This window comes from Propionicimonas sp. (assembly GCF_049840635.1).
Taxonomy (GTDB): Bacteria; Actinomycetota; Actinomycetes; order Propionibacteriales; family Propionibacteriaceae; genus Propionicimonas.
This window is the reverse complement of sequence record NZ_JASGKL010000005.1, coordinates 2157306-2176463: the sequence shown is the minus strand read 5'-3', so window position 1 is coordinate 2176463 and position 19158 is coordinate 2157306. Positions and strand designations below refer to the sequence as shown.

The window sequence follows — 19158 nt, the reverse complement described above, 5'->3', positions numbered from 1 at the left end:
CACCGGGCTTGTTCCGTCGATCCGGGACTCACCGAACAGCCCATCGGAAGCGTTCAGCAACACGCCCTAATGCGTGATCGTCAGGGTGGTGGGACCTCCCACCGCGAGCCGGGCCCGGCCCCCGATCGGGAAGGTGATCTGGGGGTTGGTGTGCCCGAAGTCGGCATTGGCCAGCACGGGCTTGCCGTGCAGCGCGGGCACGGCGGCGACCAGGTCGGCGAGGTCCTCGCGGGTGACGTTGCTGGCGCGCTGGAAGCGTCCGATCACCAGGCCGGTCACGCCGGGCGCGTCCGGGAGTTGCAGGAGCGAGAACAGGTCGCGGCGGAACTCGACCGGGTCGGTCAGCTCGTCGTCCTCGACGAACAGCAGCGCGCCGTCGAGCGAGGGCATGAACGGCGTGCCCTGGAGCAGGTTCAGCGTGCACAGGTTGCCGCCGACGATGCGTCCCTCGGCGACGCCCGGCTGGAGCTCCCACCAGCCGCCGGTCGGGTAGCGGGTGCGATCGTCCTGGTCGAGGAACCAGAGGTCGTCGGTGAACCAGTCGGACGCGCGCAGCTCGATCGGTGCCGAGTCCATGACGGCGGCCGTGAACCGGGCCAGGGTGTCGTCGAAGAAGTCACGCATGCCGAACGATGACCAGTGCGGTCCCGAGTAGCTCACCAGGCCAGAGCGGGCGAGCAGGGCGTTCTGCAGCGCGGTGATGTCGGAGTAGCCGCACAGCACCTTCGGGTTCGCCGCGATCAGGTCGTAGTCGATCCCGGGCAGGAGTTCGTTGCTGTTGAAGCCACCGATCACGGTCAGCACGCCGTCCACGTCGGGGTCGGCGAAAGCGGCATGCAGATCGGCGAGGCGGGACGCGACGGACGAGGAGTCGTGACGGTCGCGCTCGTCGACGTGCGCGCCATAGGACACCGTGAACCCGAGGTCACCGAGCCTGCGCTCGATCAGGGCGGAGTGGTCGTGCTCGAGCACCATCGCGCGGGAGCGGGCGGGCGCGATCACCCGGATGTGCGAGCCGGGATGGAGCCGGGGCGGAAGAGTCGGGTCCATGCGGAAACCATAGGCCGGGCCCGGGTACTGTTGGGGCCGTCGACGGCGGCGTCCGGCCCCGCCGATTCTCGCTAGTGTGCCGCCGGACCCATCGTGCGCTGCTCAATTCCTCGGTGGCATCGCGCGGGCAGCCACATCCCCCGCAGCCTTTCGTCGGTACCGACGACGTCCCTTTCACCTCCCCGATCCTCGAAGTCCACCGAAAGGCTCTCGCGCGCGTTCGCCTCCAGCACCGTGAGATAGGTCGAATGAGCAGCCTCCCAGGCATCGTCGAGCAGACGCAGATCGACCGGAACGAGCCGGCCATCGAGAGCCTCCACGAGTGAGAAAACGAACACGTGGCTGTGGAGATACGGGTGCCCTTCCACGCCTGCGATGTGCCACTCGGCGGCGGTGCGGAGTCCGCGCGAGTCCATGTATCTCGGCCCCACGTGCGCGAACGAAGCCTCGGAGTCGAGCAGCGCAAGCGCGCGGCCCACAGCTTCGCCATGGCACGCGATCACCCGTTGCATCACCTTCTCGTCCGCAACGGCCATCAGGACCGACAGTCCGAAATGCGCGCCGAAAGTGAGATCCCTGACCCAGCACTCGGTCGGTCCCGGTGGATCCGGGAGCCGGGCTGCCCCCGTCATCATGATGCTCACCACCTTCGCTGCTGACGCCACCAGAGGGAGCAGGGCTGCGTGGACCCCGCACGGACGCCGGCACAGTCCGGCAGAGGGTCCGGCCAGGTGAAGTCCGACTCCTCGTCCTCGTCGAGCTCGGCTCCAGCCACAGGCACCCAGTACTGCGGGCGGGGTTCGTAACCGTTCAGGAAGATCTCGCAGTCGCAGTAGCCGCCCACCCGGCCCAGACGCCGTTCCAGACCGGTGGCGCGTGGCGCGCGCACGTCACGGTAGTGCGTGGCGAATCTCAACCGGCAGTCGCAGCCGAACTCCGTGATCATGCGGTGGACGTAGCAGAGCACGCACTCAGCGACCCGAGGGCCGAGAAGGGCGGACGAGATCTGGGCGACGAGACCCTCCGCCTCCTCGAGGATCGAGTTCGACGCCGCGAGACTGAGGACGGGCGGGAGCGCCGGATCGGTACCCGACAACTGCCCGTAGAGGCTCGCCCAGCCGTGTGGTGTGACGGCGTACACCTCGCTCTCGAACGCGGAGGTGAGGTGATTGCTGTAGCGCCACCCCCAGTGGAACTGGACCTCGGTCGCCGTGATCGCGGCCTCGCCCTCGCGGCACACGACGGTGACCAGGTCACCCGTGATCGGGCTCCATCGGTTCCCGCTCCAGGCCCGGGCGGGGGCGCACGACTGGGCGATCGCGCACAACGCGTCACTCGTCCAGCGTGGCATCGGGGGTGACGAGGCTTCGCACCGACAGCACCTCGAGCGTGGTGCGATCGACGTAGCCGACGAGGGTGGTACCGGAGGTGGCTCCGCCCTGCCGGAGGATCTCAGTGAGGACGCGCGCGCGGTCCTCGTCCGTGTGGAACGGCTCAATGGATGTCGTCATGCCAACCAGAATGAGGACCGGCGCTGACAGTTCCCTCTGCCGCAGAAGAATCTGTGGATAACTTCGTGCCTGTGCACAGCCTTCGACGGGCGCCCGATTCCTCGGCCAGGGACGGAGCAGGCAGGAGACGACCGCGGGCGACGCTGGCGAGGGCGGAACCGAGGCGAGAGGTCCGTGATCCGGGTGACCTCGACCTCAGTGCGGCGGGCGTCGAATCAAGCGGCTACCGCCTTCTACCTTCCGGATGGTGACGGGCCGGCGTCGGACTCGACCCTCCGTACAACCGAGGCCAGCGAGGACAGCCAGGTCGATCACTGCTGGCAGTCGCCTCGCCACGAGCGAGCGACCCGAAACGGATCACTGGAGCCAGCCCCCGCAGCCACGTCACGCAACGCGGCCAGCGGATCCAGCAGAACCCTCAGCCGCCCGATCGCGAAGGGCTTCTCGTTGATCGTGTACAGGTCGCCCCACCGACCGGCTGCTCTCGACAGCCCGAGCGCGGCTAATTCGGCCAGCACCTGCTGAACCGACCACAGACTGTGATCGTCCCGAACCAGGCCATTCACCTTGCCCCGGTCAGCGGAGCTCCGGTCCGCAACAGGACCGTCAGCACGGCGCTACCTGCTCCAGTGAACTACCCGCCGAAGGGCTCACCAGACACCACGTGACGAGGATGCCAGCGGATCGGCTGGTATTCCGGTCATGCGACTGGCCAGCCAGTCACTTGGGTTGTCCCGGTGCCGTCCTGTGCGAGTTCAGGCCGCGACGGGCCCCAAAGCTCAGGCGAGATCTCCGCCGTTGCTGGCGATGAGCCGTTGGTACCAGTAGAACGAGTCCTTTCGGTGGCGGGTGAGGTCCTTGAGGTCGAACTCGTCGCGGTCGACGTAGACGAACCCGTAGCGCTTGGCGACGCCCTGGTGGGTGGAGACCAGGTCGATGGCCGACCACGGGCAGTAGCCGAGGGCGTCGACACCGTCACCGATCGCAAGCCGGATCTGCGCGACGTGGTCGCGCAGATAGTCGATGCGGTACTGGTCGTGGACGTGGCCGTCCTCGAGCCGGTCGAACGCGCCGAGCCCGTTCTCCGTGACCAGCAGCGGAAGCCGGTAGCGGTTCCAGAGCGCACGAAAGCTCGCCCGGAGCCCGATCGGGTCCACCTCCCAGCCGAACTCGGTCTTGGCCAGGTACGGATTGTCGGCACTGTCATAGACACCGGCCTCTCCCGGCGACATCTGCTGGTCGGCCACCTTCGACTGCCGCTGCGTGTCGTCCTCGCTGGGGCGGGCGACTGTCTGGGTGTTGTAGTAGTTGAAGCCGAGGAAGTCCGGACGACCAGCGGAGAGGGTCTCCAGGTCGCCGGGGAGGATGTCGGGAGTCGCGCCCTTCTCCTCAAGGTAGGACCAGGCGATCGAGTTGTACACGCCGTCCACTGCCAGGTCGAAGTAGAGCCAGTGCCGGATCACGTTCAGGTCGTCGGCGGCCAGAACGTCCAGGGGGTGGCAGGTCTCGGGGTAGACCAGTGCGAAGTTCGGTGCCGGGCCGATCTTCCCTCCGGGGACCAGCGCGTGGCACAGCTGGAACGCCCGGGCCTGGGCGAGTGCCAGGTGGTGGTTGGTCTGATAGAGCTCCCGCTTGGAGGTGCCGGGCTTGGAGGTGCCGATCACGTCCCCGTACAGGATCATGTTGTTCTGCTCGTTGATTGTGAGCCAGTACTTGACCTTTTCCCCGTACTCGCGGAACAGGATCTCCGCGTACTTCGCGAACGCCTCGATGGTCGCCCGGTTGCTCCAGGCGCCCTGCTGGTCGAGGGCGAGGGGCAGGTCGAAGTGGTACATCGTGACGATAGGCTCGATCCCGTGTTCGACCAGCGCATCGATCAGGCGGTGGTAGAACGCGATCCCAGCCGGGTTCACCTCGCCCGTGCCGTCGGGGATGATCCGGGGCCAGGAGATCGAGAACCTGTAGGCCTTCAGGCCGAGTTCGGCCAGCAGAGCCACATCCTCGCCGTAGCGGTGGTAGTGATCGGACGCGACCGTGAAGTCGGAGGTGCCTTCTGGCGGCGTCCACGTGTCGATGATGGACGGCCCCTTGCCGTCAGCATCCCAGGCGCCCTCGATCTGGTAGGCCGCAGTGGCGGCGCTCCACAGGAAGCCCTCGGGGAAAGGCTTGGGTTCTCGGTACTGCATTCCTTCGCTCCTTGTCGTGGTCAGGCTCTCGGTAGGCGATGGTGACGCTGTTCCGGCACGCGCCAATGGCCCGTGCCGGAACAGCGATCACTAGGCGGTGGCTTTGTAGTGCTCGACGAAGGACTTCACACGCTGGTACGTCCGCCCGCCCTCGGTGACCCCGTAGGTGCGGTCCCAGCTCAGCGGCACGACCGTGATGTGGCCCTTGTTGAGGAGCAGCCAGTCGGAGTCCTTGCGGTGTTCGGTGCAGATCTTCATGCCGGTGCACAGCTCGAACTCGATCGCGTAGCTGCCGTCGGACTGCGGGACGTAGGTGTGGGCCCACGCCGTGGAATCGCCGACCCTGGCCCACTTCGCCCGGCGCGCAGGGGCACCCGCGGACACGTCCGGGTAGTTGACGTTGAGGACGAACTTGTTCTGGAGCAGCAGGCCCTTGTTGTTCAGCGCGGCGAGGAAGTCCGCGCCCCACTTGGCGGTCGCCTGGTAGTTCGCGACAGGCATCGACCAGTCGCTGGCGTTGGACGAGCTGAACGCGACGGCCGGGATCCGCACAGTATTCGCGGTGATTGCCGCGCCCACCGTCCCGGAATCGTTCACCGAGTTGGCGTAGTTGGACCCCGCGTTGGTTCCGGACACGATCAGGTCAGGGCTGCTCCAGCCCACAGTGGCGGCGAGGCCGCCACGAGTGGCGAACATCACGGTGTCGGCCGGTGTTGCGCTCCCACTGGTGGAGGAGCACGCGTCCGTGCCGGTGCACACGCCGTACACCGCGCCCTTCGCAGGGGCAGAGGCGCAGTCGGACTCGTAGCCCGCAGGCAGAGCCGTCTGGCCGAGCCGGAAGCTGCCGCTGTTGGTGACCGCCGACCCCTTTCCGCTCTGGACCGACCACGGGGCAATCACAACCACATCGGCGCCCCGCGCACACAACTGCTTGCGGAGCTCGTAGAGACCCAGGCCGTCGCTGTTGCTCGCTTTCGCCGCCTGCATGGAGTCGTCGTTGGTGAGCAGGATCCTCAGGCCACTGATGCCCGGCGCGACCTTCGCCGCCTGCGCCGGAGCGGTCGCGCCGACAAGGCCGAGGGTGAGCGCTGCAGTCAGCGCGGCAGCCGCAGCCATCGCCCATCTGGCTCGGCTCCGCGGCGGAGTGTGAGTTCGTTCCATGGTGATTCCTCTCTGAATCTGACGATGCGGCGGAGCCCGCCGCCAAGGGGATGGGGTGTTCGCCGGCCCAGCTCAGGAGCGCGCCGGGTCGGCCGGCCGGCGGCGAAACGCCGTCGACCGGTCTGGGGGCCAGCCAGAACGGCTGGGGCTAGGACATGCGCCCGTTCGATGTGGCGACCTGGCGGAAGTAGTCGTAGCTGTCCTTGGGGATACGGCGGGCGGTGCCGTTGCCCTGGTCGTCCAGGTCGACGTAGACGAAGCCGTAGCGTTTTGTGCGTTCGTTGGAGGATGCGCTCACGATGTCGATGCCTGACCAGACGAGGTAGCCGGCGACGTTGACGCCCTGCGCCACTGCGCGGCGCATCGCGGCCACGTGGTCCCGGATGTATTCGGTGCGGTAGTCGTCGTGAATCCTGCCGTCGGCGTCGAGGACGTCGATGTTGCCCAGGCCGTTCTCGGCGATCAGGATCGGCACTCCGGGGTAGCGGTCCGCGAGTTTGAGCAGGGCGAGTTCGAACCCGGTGGGGTCGATCTGCCAGCCCCAGCGGGTGCTGGGCAGGTGCGGGTTCGGCAGGTCCCCGAGTACGTTCCAGCCGGTGCTGTCGAGGATGGAAGCGCGGTTGGCGCCGATGACCCGGGTCACGTAGTAGCTGATCGCCAGGTAGTCGGAGACGTTCTCGGCCAGGAGTGCGGCGTCGGCATCGCTGATCTGTAGTTCGATGCCGTGCTCGGCGCAGTACGGCGCGAACCAGCCGGGGTACTCGCCGCGCACCAGGACGTCGGCGGCGTAAAACACCTCCTGGTCCGCCTTCTGTACGGCGAGGACGTCCTCGGGACGGGTGGAGGCCGGGTAGGCGGTCATGTCCAGGATCATCGAACCGGCCCTGGCTTGAGGATCGACCCGGTGTACGGTCGCCACGAGGTGGGCGTTGGCGAGCAGCTGATGGTGGGTCGCCTGCAGCTTCGCCTGCGTGATGCTCCCGACCTCGTCCTCCAGGAGGCCGAGCGCCAGATAGGGATCCATCAGTCCGGTGTTGATCTGGTTGAAGCCCATCCAGTACGCCACTTTGCCGGAGTACCGGTCGACCACGAGATCGGCGTAGCGGTTGAAGAAGTCCAGCACCTGGCGGTTGGCCCAGCCGCCGTACTCGGTGATCAGGGCGAGCGGCATCTCGTAGTGGGAAAGGGTGATCACTGGCTTGAGCCCCACGGCGTTGAGCTTGTCGATCAGCGCGTCGTAGAACGCGAGTCCTTCCGGGTTGGGCTCGGGCTCGTCGCCGCGGGGGAAGATCCGGGCCCAGTTGATGGAGGTGCGGAAAGCGTTTGCGCCCATGCCGGCCAGCAGGTCGAGGTCGGCCGGGTAGGTGTGGAAGAAGTCGATCCCGTCCCTCTTGGGGTAGACCCCTTCAGTGTCAGCGAGTGCCGCCTCGAGCTGCTCCCTTGAGGTGATCATGGCGATGTCATGGGGGTCGACGGACGGGTCCCACTTCATCACGTCGGCCTGGCAGGGCCCCTTGCCGCCGGCTTGCCAGGCTCCTTCGGCCTGGTTCGCCGCGATGGCGAAACCCCACAGGAATCCGTCCGGGAAGCTCACGCCGTCGCCCCCGCCGCTTCCAGTGCTGCCAGTCGCCGCTCGAACGCCCCGAAGACCGCGAACAGGTTGTTGGCCGTGATGACCTCGCTGTTGATGGTCATCAGGGTGTCCTGCGCGTGGCTGAACAGCAGGGTCAGGGCACGCCCGGCCCCGGCGGCCTCGGCCTGGATGACCTCGGTCTGGGCCTGGTGAGCCTGCTTGATCTCGTCGCGGGCGACCGCGAGAGCCGCGGTGGCGGCCTCCTGGTCGCCGGCGGCGAGCGCCTCGTAGGCCTTGCGGACGGACGAGCGCGCGTCGCCCGCGTGCAGGATGATCGTCATCGCTGTGGTGGTCAGGTCGTCGTCCATGATGACTCCTTCGGTGGTCATGCCGCCGCGCCCGCCGTGTCAGCCGCGTTGAGTTCTTCGGCTTCCTCGGCCTCGTCCTCGGCCACAGCCTGCCGGTCGTAGGCCCGGAAGAAGGGCAACCAGGTGAGCGTGACCAGTGCGGTGATCACAGCCAGGAGCACCATGCTCGCCAGACCGGGAGAGACGATCCAGGTGGCGAACGGGAAGGGCGTGTACCACATCTGGAACAGCTGGGACGGGATCGGCACCAGGCCCGAGGAGAGCGCCCAATAGGTGAGGACCGGCGGAACGATGGAGTTGATCCAGAACGGGACCATCAGGATCGGGTTGAACGCGATCGGTGCGCCGAAGACGATCGGCTCGTTGATGTTGAAGATGCTCGGAGCCAGGGACGCGCGTCCGATTGCCTTCAATCTCGCCGAGCGGGCCCAGAAGGCCATCATGATCACCAGCGGCAGGGTGGCGCCGATCCCACCGATTCCGACCCATCCGGAGTACAGGACTTCGTAGGTGTTGATGTTGGTCGCGGGATGCCCGGCGGCGACGGCGGCCATGTTGTCCTGGATGCCCTGCAGCTGAAGTGGGTAGACGATCGGGAACAGGATCCAGGCACTCATCCCGAACGAGTACAGGAACGCGCCGATGAAGTAGAGGATCACGAAGCCCCAGAAGCTCTGGACGATCGCGGTGAGCGGGGAGAAGATCGCGAGCAGCCCGGCGTAGATGTCCAGGTGCGCGACGTCCACCAGCAGCCACGTGACGAGCAGGCTGAGCAGGATCGGCAGCATCGAGTCGAACCAGACGATGATGAAGTCGGGCAGGGCGGTGGAGTTCTTGAACATCTTGAGCTTCGCGAACAGGTTGAAAACCGCCGCAACGGCGAGGCCGGCGAGGATGCTGGTGAACATGCCGGTCGCGCCGAACCGCTCGAACGTGAAGGTGATCGACCCACCGTCCTCGCTGAAGGTCGGCCCGATCAGCATCAGGAAGACCGCGACGCCGGCCATGCCTGCAACGAGCCTGCGATCGCGGAAGTCCTTGTGCTGCATGACGTGGTAGGGGATCAGGAAGGCCACGAACAGGCCCATCAGTCCGAACGAGAACTGGTTGATCGGGGTCAGGTTCGGCATCCAGGAGAAGAAGTTGTTCAGGATGGAGACCAGGGTGATCAGGGAGCCGACCAGGATCATCGGCACGACCGCCATGATCGCTTCCTGGAGGGCCTTGACCCACAGGTTGCCGGTCACCTTGTTCGCCCGGGGCGCGAACTCGTCGGTCATCCAGTCGGTGAGGGATTCCATCCAAGTGCCCAGCTTCTTCATGCCTGGGCCTCCTGCCCGACCAGGTCCTGCACCAGCTTGAACGCGCCCGCACCGTCGAGGCGGCCGTAGATCTTGTGCGGCAGCATCGCCACCTTGATCCCGTGGGGCTCCGCCTTCGCGCGCAGCTTGTCCTCCATGTAGGCCAAGTGGGGGCCGATCAGCAGCACCTCGATGCGGTCGACGTACTCGTCGATCTCGGTCTCGCTGCGGGCGTCCACAACGATCTCTGTGGCGGCCTGCTTGGCGGCCTTGCGGATGCTCTGGGCGAGAAAGCCGCTGGAGGCTCCTCCTCCACAGACCACGAGCACTCGTGTCGTCATCGTCACATCTCCTAGTCTCGGCGTCCCGTCGGCGAACAGCCCGGAACGAGTGTGTCCCCAGACTGCAGCCGGACGCTGCACCCCGACCAGTAGGCGGCTTTCCGGAGAGCGGAAAGGCTGCTGGTCGATCCGGGACATGGAGGGGCCGAGAATGATCGTGGTGGAGAACGACGAGGAGGTCGCAGATGGCGGACGATCCGCAACGGCGGCTCGTGGCATGGCTGTCCGCGCACCCGGGGGCGTGGAGCTCCGCCGAGCTCGCTACCGCGCTGGGAGTGACCGATCGCAGCATTCGCAACTATGTGCAGCGAGTCAACGGCGGGCCTGGAGGTGAGTTGGTCGAGCGCACCACGAAGGGCTACCGACTCGCGCGCAGTCCGGCCAACGCCACAGCCCAACCCCCATCGGGCCGATCGTCCACCCGAACCCACGCGATGCTCCGAACGATCCTGACCTCAGCCATCCCCATGAGCGTGTACGACCTCGCGAACAGTCTCGACGTCAGCGAGTCCACGATCGAGAACGACCTTCGCCACCTTTCCCGGCTGGCAGCACCTCACCAGGTCAAGATCACCCGCACCGGCACTGTCATCGAGGTTCGAGGGCGTGAGGAGGACCAGCGCCAGCTCATGCGCCGATCGATCATGGACGCCGAGAACCCCGCCACCATCCTCGCGACCGATCAGCTCGAGGCGGCCTATCCCTCCTACGACGTCCGCGACATCAAACGCCACGTCGTCCAGGCACTCACCGCCAACGGGCTGAACTGCAACGACTACACCCTCAATCCGCTCATCCTGGATCTGGTCATCGCGACGGACCGGATCACCGACGACCACGTCCTCGACCCGCCGGCGACCGACCACGCCGCACAACAAGATCCCCGGCTCCGGCGAGCCGCGCGCGCCGTGACGGCCTACCTCGCACGCGCGTACGGGGTCAGCTTCGGCCCGGCCGAGACCGATGCCGTGGCCCTCCTCCTCGCCAGCAAGACAACCCTCCTGCGGGGAGCCACCGACCACGACGTGGTCGCCGACCACGTCGGCCCGGAACTGGTGAACCTCGTTCGGGAGGTCCTGTCGCGACTCGATGACACCTACCTCGTCGACCTCACCGACGACGCGTTCGTGACCAGCCTCGCGCTCCACGTCCACAACATGCTCCTGCGAGCACGGGCCGGGCGTCCACAGCCCAACCCCCTTGCCGCGGTGATCCGGAGCAGCCACCCGCTGGTTCACGAACTCGCCGTGTTCTTCACCAGTGAACTCGAGCGCGAGACAGGCACGCAGATCCATCCCGACGAAACCGGGTTCATCGCTTTCCACCTGGGATCGGCACTGGACCGCCGCCGGCGCAGCGGCAGTGCTGTCAGCATCAGCGTGGTCTCGCCCGGTTACCACGACCTCGCTCAGCTCGTGGCCGACCGAATCACCACTCAGGTCGGCGAACGGGCCACGGTGCAGCAGGTTGTAGAGACCGTCGAACCTCGCGCGGCGACGCTCACCGGGGAACTTGTGATCACCCCGATACCGATCCCCGACCTCCACCCCGCGCGACAAGTGCTGATCAGTCCGCTGCTCAGCCAGGCCGACCTCGACCTGATCGACGCCCAGGTGCGCGCCCAGCAACGACGGAACAGCTGGATGCGCCTGACCGGACAGCTGCACGAACTGTTCCACGACGGCCTCTTCTTCACCTCACCCAACGCGGCGAACCGCGATCAGGTGCTCGAACTCCTCTGCCAGGCGCTCGAGAGCCACGGCGCCGTGCCACCCGGGTTCCTCGCCCAAGTCCAGCAGCGTGAAGAACTCTCGGGTACCGCCTTCAACGACATCGTCGCGATACCCCACACCCTCGGCATGCCCGCCGAACGGACCAGCATCGCGGTGGCCACCTTCCACGCGCCCGTCGACTGGGGCGGCAGTCCCGTCCGCCTCGTTCTGCTCGTCGCGTTCAGCGCCCGGGACAGAAACCTCTTCCGCGACACGTTCGACCAACTCGTGATCGCCCTCACCGAACCCGGCAACGTCCGGCGCCTCATCGAGCGCGGCCACCGACTGTCGGAGTTCCTCACCGAGCTCAGCCAACTCATGCAAGCAGAGTGAGAGCGCCGCCGATGGCCCGCCCGCTCCGGGCTGGCGTGCCTCTCGTCACCACCACAAGGGAAGATCTGGACAGGGCACCTGGAGTCATCCTCCGGCGTCCGCCGCGAGCGTGCGAGTGCCCAGCTCCCCCGCCACTCCCCGAACCCTAGGCGTTTCCTCCGCCGTCGACGCTGAGCGCAGAGCCCGTGACGTAGCTGGCCTCATTGCTGGCCAGCCATACGACCGCAGCAGCGATCTCGGACGCCTCGCCCATCCGCCCGAGCGGTCGATCGGCGGCCTCGGCGAGGAAGCTCTGGGCGTCCTGGTGCAGCTGGCTGGCCTCGTTGCGGAGCATGTCGGTGTTCACGTCGCCGGGATTGACCGAGTTCACCCGAATGCCCTGCGGGCCGTGATCGATCGCCAGGGCCCTGGTCAGGTTCACCACCGCCCCCTTGGACGCGCAGTACGACACGGCCCGTCCACCGCCCTTGAGTCCCCAACCCGAACCGGTGTTGATGATCGAACCACCGCCGGCCGCGGCCATGATCGGCACCACCTCGCGGCACATCAGGTAGATCGAACGGACGTTCACCGCGAACACCCGGTCCCACTCGTCCACGGAGATGTCTTCGACAGTGGTGCGGCGGATAATGCCGGCGTTGTTGAACACGACGTTGACCGTCCCCCAACTGTCCACCACCAGAGCCACCACCGCCTTGATGTCCGCCTCGCTCGAGACGTCCGCCGGCGCGGCCAGCGCGGTGCCACCGGCCGCCTCGATCCGAGCGACGGTCTCGGCTGCAGCCGCCGGGTTGATGTCCACCACCGCGACCTTCGCACCCTCCGCGGCGAAGGCGAGTGCGGTCGCCCGTCCAATGCCGCCGCCCCCGCCGGTGACGATGGCGACCCTGCCGTCCAGTCTCATCTCTTCTCCTGTATCTCGACTTCTCATTCTGGCGAAGCAATCGGGTAGACGGCCACGGTGCCGGGACCAGTGACGACCCGCACATGACCGGACAACGCGGCATCCAGCCCACGGTCGCCGGTGTCCACCAGCAGCGGCCGTCCGGCGAGTTCGATGAGCTTCTGCTCCGTGGCGACCACCAGCAGCGGGTCGGTCCCCAGCGCACCGATCACACGCGGCGAGAGCTGCTGGTTTCCTCGGCCGAGCACGAACCCCTGCCCACCGATCACCGTCACGAGCGCGCGGGCGGGACCTGCAGCGACCTGCGCGAACAGTTCGGCCTCGGACGCGTCGCGAACCACCAGCCGGCCGTCCAGGACGACATCCACGCCCAGCGGCGACAGGTCGAGTCCGAGCTGGCGACCGAGTTCGGCGATGGTGCCCCCGGGTCCGAGCAGGTAACGGACGCCCGGCTCGAGCCGGCGCGCCATGCCCCGCGCCGCCGCGGCCACCGCCGCGGCCTCGGATCCGGGGGTCGCCGCCTTACGGGCCTGCGTGCGTCCGGGCACTTCCGGAATCTCGACCAAGGCGTGCAGCCGGGGTTGCACCACGCCCTCGCGCAGGGCGTCCTCGTCCACGTCGAGCACCTCGGCCGTCCGCACCGGGAGCTCACCGGCCAGCCAGCGGGCAGCGATCGCCCCCGCCGTCTCGGGGCCGGTGGCGAAGCAGGACGAGTACATCTTCACCCCGGCGGGAACTCCGAGTATCGGCACGCCCCGGGGTAGGTCGGCCGCCACGTCCCGTGCCGTCCCGTCCCCGCCGACGAAGAGCACCAGGCCGGCGCCGGCGTCGACCAGGTCGACCACCGCCGACCTCGTGTCGCGAGCATCGGTGTGCGGCGGCGGGTCGAACGTGACCACTGCCCGCAGTTCGGCAGCCGACACGGCCGTCGCGCCCATCGGGCCGCCCGCGGTCACGATCGCGGCGTCCGGGACGGCGGCCGCCACCACCTGCAGCATCCGTTCGGCCCGTTCCTGGGCGCGCGACCGCGACCCCCGTTGCAGGGCCAGCGCCTGGATCGCCGCACCGTCGCTCCCCTTCAGCCCGGCCGGGCCGCCAAGGCCGGCGACGGGATTCACCACGAGCCCGAGCCTGCGACTCACTGCCCCTCGGCGAAGTACTTGCGTCGATAGGCGCGCCAGCTCGTCACCCAGCGTTCCGGGTCGTCCAGGTCGTCGTGGTGGGTGTGGTGGACGGTCTGGCGGTGCGGCGCCGTGCGCACCACGTCCGGCTCCTCCCTCGCCTGGCGGGCGACCTCTGCCAGAACGGCGACGTACTCGTCGAGTTCGGCCATCGAGTACGACTCTGTCGGCTCCAGCGTGAACGGCTGGGGCACGACGTACGGGTGGTGGCTCGTCCAGTAGTGCATTCCGTAGTCGGACGCCCGAACGCCGATCTCCTCCGAACTGATCCCGGTTTGCTCGGACAACTCCTGCCATGAGTAGCGCACCTGCTCGATCCGGCGCCGCCCGGTGGCGTACGGCGCGGACGCGCCAGGGATCTGCAGCACACGGTGGAGGAGGTAGTTGTTGTTCAGTACGGCTGTCTCGGCGACCGCGCGCAGGCCGTCCGCCCCGAGCGCACGGATCCAGGCGTAGGCGCGGGCGATGTTCGGCACCACGCCGTAGAAGGGGGCCACCTTGCCGATCGACAGCGGCCGGTCGTCGTCGAGCCGGAAGCTGCCGTCCTCCCTCTGCACGACGATCGGCCGCGGCAGGAACGGCACCAGGTGCTCGGCCACCCCGTTCGCGCCCGCGCCGGGCCCACCACAGCCGTGCGGCGTGCCGAAGGTCTTGTGCAGGTTGAAGTGGCAGACATCGAAGCCGGCGTCGCGAGCGCGAGTGATCCCCAGGATGCCGTTGGCATTGGCCTGGTCGTAGGACGCCAGCGCCCCCACCGAGTGCGCCAGGTCGACCCATTCGGCGATCCGTGGGTTGTAGATGCCGGTGTCCTCGGGATTGGTAACCATGATCGCCGCCGTGCGTGGAGACAGCGCCCGCCGCAGCGCCTCGATGTCGGGGTAGCCGTCCGGGTCCGGGTAGATCGTGATCACGTCGTAGCCGGCCGCCTTCGCCGCCGCCGCATTGGACGGGTGGCTGAAGATGGTCGTGATCACCTCGGTGCGCTGCGCGGCCTCCCCGCGGTGCTCGAAGTACGCGCGGATCATCGCGATGTTCGCCCAGATCGCCGCCGAGCCACCCTGCGTGTGCAGGCCGACCTCGGCCATGCCCGAGATCTCGGCCAGCATCCGCTGGGTGCGCCAGAAGATCTCCAGCACGCCCTGGGCGTCGGCCGGATCCTGCAGCGGGTGCAACTCGGTGAGGCCGAGGTGGGCCGCGAGCCGGTCGTTCACCTTGGGCGAGTACTTCATCGTGCAGGTGCCCTGGCCGATGTCGACGTTCAGGTCGGCACCGAGGTTCTCCTGCGAGAGCCGCAGGTAGTGTTTGAGCACCCGCATCTGGCCGATCTCGGGCAGGCCCGGCGCCTCGGCTCGGCGCAGCCCGTCCGGAAGCCCCGTGAGCACGTCCCCGACCACGGCGCGCACTTCGGGCTCAACCTGACCGGGCACCACCCCCCGCTCGCCGGAGGCGTGGAGTTCGAAAACGATCGGTTCGTCCCAGCGGGCCTGGTGGAACCGTCGCAGGGGCGGCTTCGGGGTAACCGGAAGGCTCATCGCCGCTCCTCCTCGATAACGTCGGTGATCGCCGCGGCCAGTGCGTCGATGTCGGCGGCGGTGTTCAGTTCGGTGACGCACACCAGCAGTCGGTCGGCATCCAGCGGGACGCCAGGGGCGAAGCCGAGCGGACGCAACCGCTCGACCACCGCGGACGGCTGGATTGCGGTGTCCGACAGGTCGATCGTGAACTCACGGAAGTGGACGGCGTCGTCGCCCAGCCGGACACCCGGTACCGCCTGCAACCGCTGCTGCGCGTAGCGCGTCCTGGCCAGGATCGTCTCGCCCAGTTCCGCCATGCCTCGGGGGCCGTGCAGGGCGAGGAAGACACCCGCGGCGATGCCCCACAGGGCGGCTGCGGTGCCCACCCACTCCTTGCCCTCCTCGCGCTGGGCGAAAGAGGTGCGCTCGTAGGCGACGTCGCCGAAGCCGTACTCGCCGGGCACGTCCGTGGTCGCCAACCCGAACAGCCGCGACGGCAGCTCCATCACGAAGCGGGGGTCGTCGTGCACGGCCAGGAAGCCGGCGTGGGTGCCGCCGTAGTACGGGTGCAGACCGAGCGACTGGAGGTCGCCGCACACGATGTCGGCACCCTGGGCGGACGGCGGGGTGAGCACCCCGTAGCAGAGCGGCTCGGTGCCCACCACCAGGATGGCGCCCACGGCGTGCGCGGCCTCGGCGAGCGCGGCCAGTCCGGTCTCGATCGCTCCGGTGAGGCCGGGTGTCTCGACCCAGACCGCGGCCACCGACGCGTCGAGTCGGGTCGACACCGCGGCGAGGTCGGCGACCGCGTCCCGGGTCGGCACGTCGACGAGGTCGAGGTGCGGACGGACGAAGTCGTGCACCCGCGACCGACGGTCCGGCAGGACGTCGCTGGCCACCAGGACGGTGCGTCGGCCGGTGATCCGCCCCGCCATCGCCAGAGCGGTCGAGGCGGCCTGGAAACTGTCGTACGTGGGCACCGTGACCACGTCCATCGCCAGCAGTTCGGCCATCAGCGACTCGTACTCGAACAGGGCCTGGAAACGTCCGTGGTCCTCGTACGGCTCACCGGCGTAGGCGGTGAGGAACTCGCTGCGTCCGATCACCTCGTCGACGACGGCGGGCACGTGGTGGTGGTACGTCCCTGCGCCGAGGAAGCTGCGGCCCGGTGCGAGCGGACGGTTGCGGTCGAGCAGCCCGGTGACGTGACGGGTCAGGTCCTGCTCGGCCACCAGCGCGGGCGGCAGGTCGAGCGGACGGTGCAGGCGGAGCGCGTCCGGCACGTCGGCGTAGAACTCCTCGACGGACTCCGCGCCGACCGCGGCCAGCATCGCCGCCCTCGCCTCGGGCGCCGTGTTCGGGATGTAGGGGTGGGTGTACGGGGAGCCCATCGGCTTCACCATCCCTTCCAGCTGCGCGGGTTGTATGTTGTATTCAGAATACTGTGGATCTCATCCGGGTCAAGAGGGTGCGAACCGTACGGCGAGGTCGAGGAACAGTGCCGCCGTCCACGCGAAGGCCGGGGCCGCCGCGGGAGCCGGGCGTCCGGTGCGAGGGTCGTAGTACTCGAACGCACCCCCGGCGTCGACCACCAACGCCAGGGTGAGGTTGGCCAGGCAGGCCGCCCGCTCCGGCTCGCCGCTGCGCAGCAGGCCCTCGATGAGCAGCCAGTTCGTGTTCACCCAGGTCGGCCCTCGCCACATCCGCCGGGCCGAGAACGCGGGTTCGTTCATCGCCACCGTGGGGACGGGGTGAGGCGCGGCGAAGGATGCCGGGTCCGCGAGGTCCGCGACCAGGGCACGGACGACCTCCGCAGGCAGGGTTCCCGTCAGCAGGGGGAGCAGGTCGAGCACCGTGTGCGACCGCAGCGGACCAGAGCCGCCACGGGGACCGAACCTCTGCTCCTCCGTACGCCACAGCCGCAGGAGCCGCTCCGCGCTCGCCCGCGCCCGGGCGCGGTGGCGTGCCGCCGCCTCGGTGCGCCGGAGTGCGTCCAGGAGGTCGGCCAGCAACAGGTCCTGGAGTTCCAGGTAGGCGGCGAGATCGGGAGTTGCCACCGGCAGATCGGTGTCGAAGACGGGGCTGTCGTCCAGCCCCGACGAGTACGGGTGCGCGTACTCGGGCAGGCCGTCCGAGGCGAGGCAGGACTCGAGCCACCAACGCTGGGACGCGACCACCGGGGCCAGCAGGGCCTCGACCTGCGGCCGGTCGAGCCCGGAGTCGGCCAGGAGCGCCAGCGCGAGCGCGGCGAGCGGCGGCTTGGTCAGCGGCACCGGCACCGTCGGGTCGGCGGCCGGCGAACCGAGCTCGCGCAGCCGGGCGAGGTCGGCCGGGGGCAGGTCGTCGCTGCTCGACAGGACGCCGGTGTCATGCACCACGTCGGGCAGTTGGCCGTCGAGGGTGGCGAAGCGGAGGGCGAGTTCCAGCTGCTCGGCGGCCAGCACGAGATCGCCGTGGCGCAGCCCGATCGCGATGAAATAGGCGTCCCACTGCCACAGCGCGACGTACCCGAGTTTCGAGGGCACCACGGCGCGGGAACCGGGAACGAGACCCAGTTCCACCTGGTTGGCGCCGAGCACCCACCAGCAGTGGGCGGCAGTGGCTGCCAAGTCGGGACGAACGTCCGGGCACCGTGCGAACCAGTCCAGCCACAACTCTTGCGTGCCCGCGAGGCGGCGGGCGTGGCCATGGTCCCGCTGCGCGTCAACCCGCCGGTCGTCACCGACGACGAGCAGCACGTCCGACTCGCTGAGGTCGTACAGCGGCGACCCGTCGCCGAGGTCGACCATCGAGGAGCCGCCGAGACTGAGTTCCATCGGCCCGCCGAAGGTGAGCGTTGCCGCCCCGTCGCCGAAGCCGATCCGGTCGACCTGCACCGACGTCACCGGCAGCGGGCTGCCGTCCGGATCCCGAAGAGTCAGGGACGCCACCACGATCGCGTCGTCGGCGTCCACCTCGTACTCGGCGCGGCTCACCGAGAGCCCTTCGTCCGCGCGGCGAACAAGGAGCCTCGAGCCGGGCAGGGTGAACGGCACCCGACGCAGGTCGAGGAAGGTGCCCGCCTCGGCGAATCGCTCGGCGGCGGTCACTGTCCGCCCAGCCCCGAGGACGCCAGCGAACTGATGATCCGGCGCTGGCCGAGCACGAACGCGATCAGCATGGGCACGGTGGCGATCGCGCTGGCCGCCATCACCAACCCGTAGTTGATCGTCCCGAACTGGCCACGGAAGCTGGTCAGCAGCAGCGGCACCGTGAACAGGTCGGGCGTGTTCAGCAGTACCAGCGGGAACAGGAAGCTGTTCCACACGTCCAGCGCCACGATGATCGCCAGCGCGGCCAGGCCCGGGCGCAGGTTGGGCAGGACGATCCGCCAGAACATCCGCCAGCGCCCGCAGCCGTCCACCCGCGCGGCCTCCTCCAGTTCCTTGGGCAGGGTGAGCACGAACTGGCGCATCAGGAACACGGCGAAAGGGTTGACCAGCATAGCCGGCACGATCAGGGAAAGGTGCGAGTCGACCCAGCCGAACTTCGTCATGAGCAGGTAGAACGGGATCAGCGTGACCTGCTTGGGGATCATCTGGGTGGCCAGGAAGATCCAGAACAGCGCCTTCGACCCACGGAACTCGATCCGGGCGAACGCGTAGCCTGCCATGGACGCGGTGAGCAGCGTGCCGGCGACCGAGAGCAGACAGATGTAGATGCTGTTCAGGTAGGCCTGGCCGAACGGCACCGCCGTCCACGCCTGCACGTAGTTGGCGATCGTCCAGGGATCGGGAAGGAGGCTGAGCGGGTCGTCGAGCAGCTGCGGCAGCGTCTTGAACGAGGTCAGAAGCATCCACACGAACGGGAACACCATGGCGAGACCCCCGGCCAGGAGCACCAGATGGAGCAGGACCTGGCGCGCGCTGCGCGCTGCGCGCCCCTGCGAAGCGGCGGGGGCGGTGGTGTCGAGGGTGGCCATAT

The 19158-nt window shown here is 68.3% G+C and carries 18 protein-coding genes; 1 reads left to right on the top strand and 17 read right to left on the bottom strand.

All coding sequences use genetic code 11. The annotated features are described in order from the left end of the window. Positions 1-66 precede the first annotated feature (66 nt). The 11 genes from QM779_RS15670 to QM779_RS15620 form a co-directional block, all read right to left on the bottom strand. Entirely contained in the window at positions 67-1050 is a 984-nt protein-coding gene (locus QM779_RS15670) for a S66 family peptidase (RefSeq protein ID WP_428537001.1), read from the bottom strand. 71 nt (positions 1051-1121) lie between these two features. Continuing rightward, entirely contained in the window at positions 1122-1685 is a 564-nt protein-coding gene (locus QM779_RS15665) for a relaxase domain-containing protein (protein WP_428538471.1), read from the bottom strand. A gap of 5 nt (positions 1686-1690) precedes the next feature. Next, on the bottom strand, positions 1691-2401 hold the full coding sequence (locus QM779_RS15660) for a DUF2695 domain-containing protein (protein WP_428536998.1): 711 nt from the start codon (positions 2399-2401) through the stop codon (positions 1691-1693). Continuing rightward, complete coding sequence (locus QM779_RS15655) at positions 2382-2561, bottom strand: hypothetical protein (protein WP_428536995.1); 180 nt, start codon at positions 2559-2561, stop codon at positions 2382-2384. Before QM779_RS15655 ends, QM779_RS15660 begins: the two co-directional genes overlap by 20 nt. A 311-nt stretch (positions 2562-2872) precedes the next feature. After that, positions 2873-3127, bottom strand: coding sequence for a hypothetical protein (locus QM779_RS15650; RefSeq protein WP_428536992.1), 255 nt, complete (start codon positions 3125-3127; stop codon positions 2873-2875). Between the two features lie 213 nt (positions 3128-3340). Further along, positions 3341-4747 carry a glycoside hydrolase family 1 protein gene (locus QM779_RS15645; RefSeq protein WP_428536989.1) on the bottom strand — a complete coding sequence of 469 codons (1407 nt, stop codon included), beginning with the start codon at positions 4745-4747 and terminating at the stop codon, positions 3341-3343. Positions 4748-4837: 90 nt separating this feature from the next. After that, positions 4838-5863 (bottom strand): 5'/3'-nucleotidase SurE, encoded by a 1026-nt coding sequence (gene surE / locus QM779_RS15640; protein ID WP_428536986.1) that lies wholly within the window; start codon positions 5861-5863, stop codon positions 4838-4840. Between the two features lie 193 nt (positions 5864-6056). Then, entirely contained in the window at positions 6057-7502 is a 1446-nt protein-coding gene (locus QM779_RS15635) for a glycoside hydrolase family 1 protein (protein WP_428536983.1), read from the bottom strand. Next, on the bottom strand, positions 7499-7849 hold the full coding sequence (locus QM779_RS15630) for a PTS lactose/cellobiose transporter subunit IIA (protein ID WP_428536980.1): 351 nt from the start codon (positions 7847-7849) through the stop codon (positions 7499-7501). Before QM779_RS15630 ends, QM779_RS15635 begins: the two co-directional genes overlap by 4 nt. Positions 7850-7866: 17 nt before the next feature. After that, a complete protein-coding gene (locus tag QM779_RS15625) occupies positions 7867-9171 on the bottom strand; it encodes a PTS sugar transporter subunit IIC (protein ID WP_428536977.1) in 1305 nt (434 codons plus the stop codon). After that, the gene (locus QM779_RS15620; protein WP_428536974.1) at positions 9168-9491 is read right to left on the bottom strand and encodes a PTS sugar transporter subunit IIB; all 324 of its coding nucleotides are present in this window, start codon (positions 9489-9491) and stop codon (positions 9168-9170) included. Before QM779_RS15620 ends, QM779_RS15625 begins: the two co-directional genes overlap by 4 nt. 467 nt (positions 9492-9958) lie before the next feature. Here QM779_RS15620 and QM779_RS15615 point away from each other — a divergent pair, with 467 nt between their 5' ends. Beyond that, a complete protein-coding gene (locus tag QM779_RS15615; RefSeq protein ID WP_428536971.1) occupies positions 9959-11596 on the top strand; it encodes a BglG family transcription antiterminator in 1638 nt (545 codons plus the stop codon). A gap of 145 nt (positions 11597-11741) precedes the next feature. On the opposite strand, the gene QM779_RS15610 is transcribed toward QM779_RS15615, so the two are convergent. The 6 genes from QM779_RS15610 to QM779_RS15585 are packed head-to-tail and all read right to left on the bottom strand — an operon-like array spanning position 11742 to position 19156. After that, entirely contained in the window at positions 11742-12500 is a 759-nt protein-coding gene (locus tag QM779_RS15610) for an SDR family NAD(P)-dependent oxidoreductase (protein WP_428536968.1), read from the bottom strand. A gap of 23 nt (positions 12501-12523) precedes the next feature. Further along, complete coding sequence (locus QM779_RS15605) at positions 12524-13621, bottom strand: ATP-NAD kinase family protein (protein WP_428536965.1); 1098 nt, start codon at positions 13619-13621, stop codon at positions 12524-12526. Positions 13622-13638: 17 nt separating this feature from the next. Beyond that, positions 13639-15213, bottom strand: a complete 1575-nt coding sequence (gcvPB, locus tag QM779_RS15600) for an aminomethyl-transferring glycine dehydrogenase subunit GcvPB (protein ID WP_428536962.1) — start codon at positions 15211-15213, stop codon at positions 13639-13641. After that, the gene (gcvPA, locus tag QM779_RS15595; RefSeq protein ID WP_428536959.1) at positions 15210-16598 is read right to left on the bottom strand and encodes an aminomethyl-transferring glycine dehydrogenase subunit GcvPA; all 1389 of its coding nucleotides are present in this window, start codon (positions 16596-16598) and stop codon (positions 15210-15212) included. Before gcvPA ends, gcvPB begins: the two co-directional genes overlap by 4 nt. Positions 16599-16655: 57 nt before the next feature. Continuing rightward, complete coding sequence (locus QM779_RS15590; protein ID WP_428536956.1) at positions 16656-18284, bottom strand: MGH1-like glycoside hydrolase domain-containing protein; 1629 nt, start codon at positions 18282-18284, stop codon at positions 16656-16658. Beyond that, entirely contained in the window at positions 18281-19156 is an 876-nt protein-coding gene (locus QM779_RS15585) for a carbohydrate ABC transporter permease (RefSeq protein WP_428538468.1), read from the bottom strand. Before QM779_RS15585 ends, QM779_RS15590 begins: the two co-directional genes overlap by 4 nt. Positions 19157-19158: the final 2 nt, after the last annotated feature.

What these genes read in the sequence shown, in the direction of transcription:
- QM779_RS15670 (WP_428537001.1), bottom strand. Translation starts at nt 1,050, where the DNA reads ATGGACCCGACTCTTCCGCCCCGGCTCCATCCCGGCTCGCACATCCGG.
- QM779_RS15665 (WP_428538471.1), bottom strand. Translation starts at nt 1,685, where the DNA reads ATGATGACGGGGGCAGCCCGGCTCCCGGATCCACCGGGACCGACCGAG.
- QM779_RS15660 (WP_428536998.1), bottom strand. Translation starts at nt 2,401, where the DNA reads ATGCCACGCTGGACGAGTGACGCGTTGTGCGCGATCGCCCAGTCGTGC.
- QM779_RS15655 (WP_428536995.1), bottom strand. Translation starts at nt 2,561, where the DNA reads ATGACGACATCCATTGAGCCGTTCCACACGGACGAGGACCGCGCGCGC.
- QM779_RS15645 (WP_428536989.1), bottom strand. Translation starts at nt 4,747, where the DNA reads ATGCAGTACCGAGAACCCAAGCCTTTCCCCGAGGGCTTCCTGTGGAGC.
- surE (WP_428536986.1), bottom strand. Translation starts at nt 5,863, where the DNA reads ATGGCTGCGGCTGCCGCGCTGACTGCAGCGCTCACCCTCGGCCTTGTC.
- QM779_RS15630 (WP_428536980.1), bottom strand. Translation starts at nt 7,849, where the DNA reads ATGGACGACGACCTGACCACCACAGCGATGACGATCATCCTGCACGCG.
- QM779_RS15625 (WP_428536977.1), bottom strand. Translation starts at nt 9,171, where the DNA reads ATGAAGAAGCTGGGCACTTGGATGGAATCCCTCACCGACTGGATGACC.
- QM779_RS15620 (WP_428536974.1), bottom strand. Translation starts at nt 9,491, where the DNA reads ATGACGACACGAGTGCTCGTGGTCTGTGGAGGAGGAGCCTCCAGCGGC.
- QM779_RS15615 (WP_428536971.1), top strand. Translation starts at nt 9,959, where the DNA reads ATGAGCGTGTACGACCTCGCGAACAGTCTCGACGTCAGCGAGTCCACG.
- QM779_RS15610 (WP_428536968.1), bottom strand. Translation starts at nt 12,500, where the DNA reads ATGAGACTGGACGGCAGGGTCGCCATCGTCACCGGCGGGGGCGGCGGC.
- gcvPB (WP_428536962.1), bottom strand. Translation starts at nt 15,213, where the DNA reads ATGAGCCTTCCGGTTACCCCGAAGCCGCCCCTGCGACGGTTCCACCAG.
- gcvPA (WP_428536959.1), bottom strand. Translation starts at nt 16,598, where the DNA reads ATGGTGAAGCCGATGGGCTCCCCGTACACCCACCCCTACATCCCGAAC.
- QM779_RS15585 (WP_428538468.1), bottom strand. Translation starts at nt 19,156, where the DNA reads ATGGCCACCCTCGACACCACCGCCCCCGCCGCTTCGCAGGGGCGCGCA.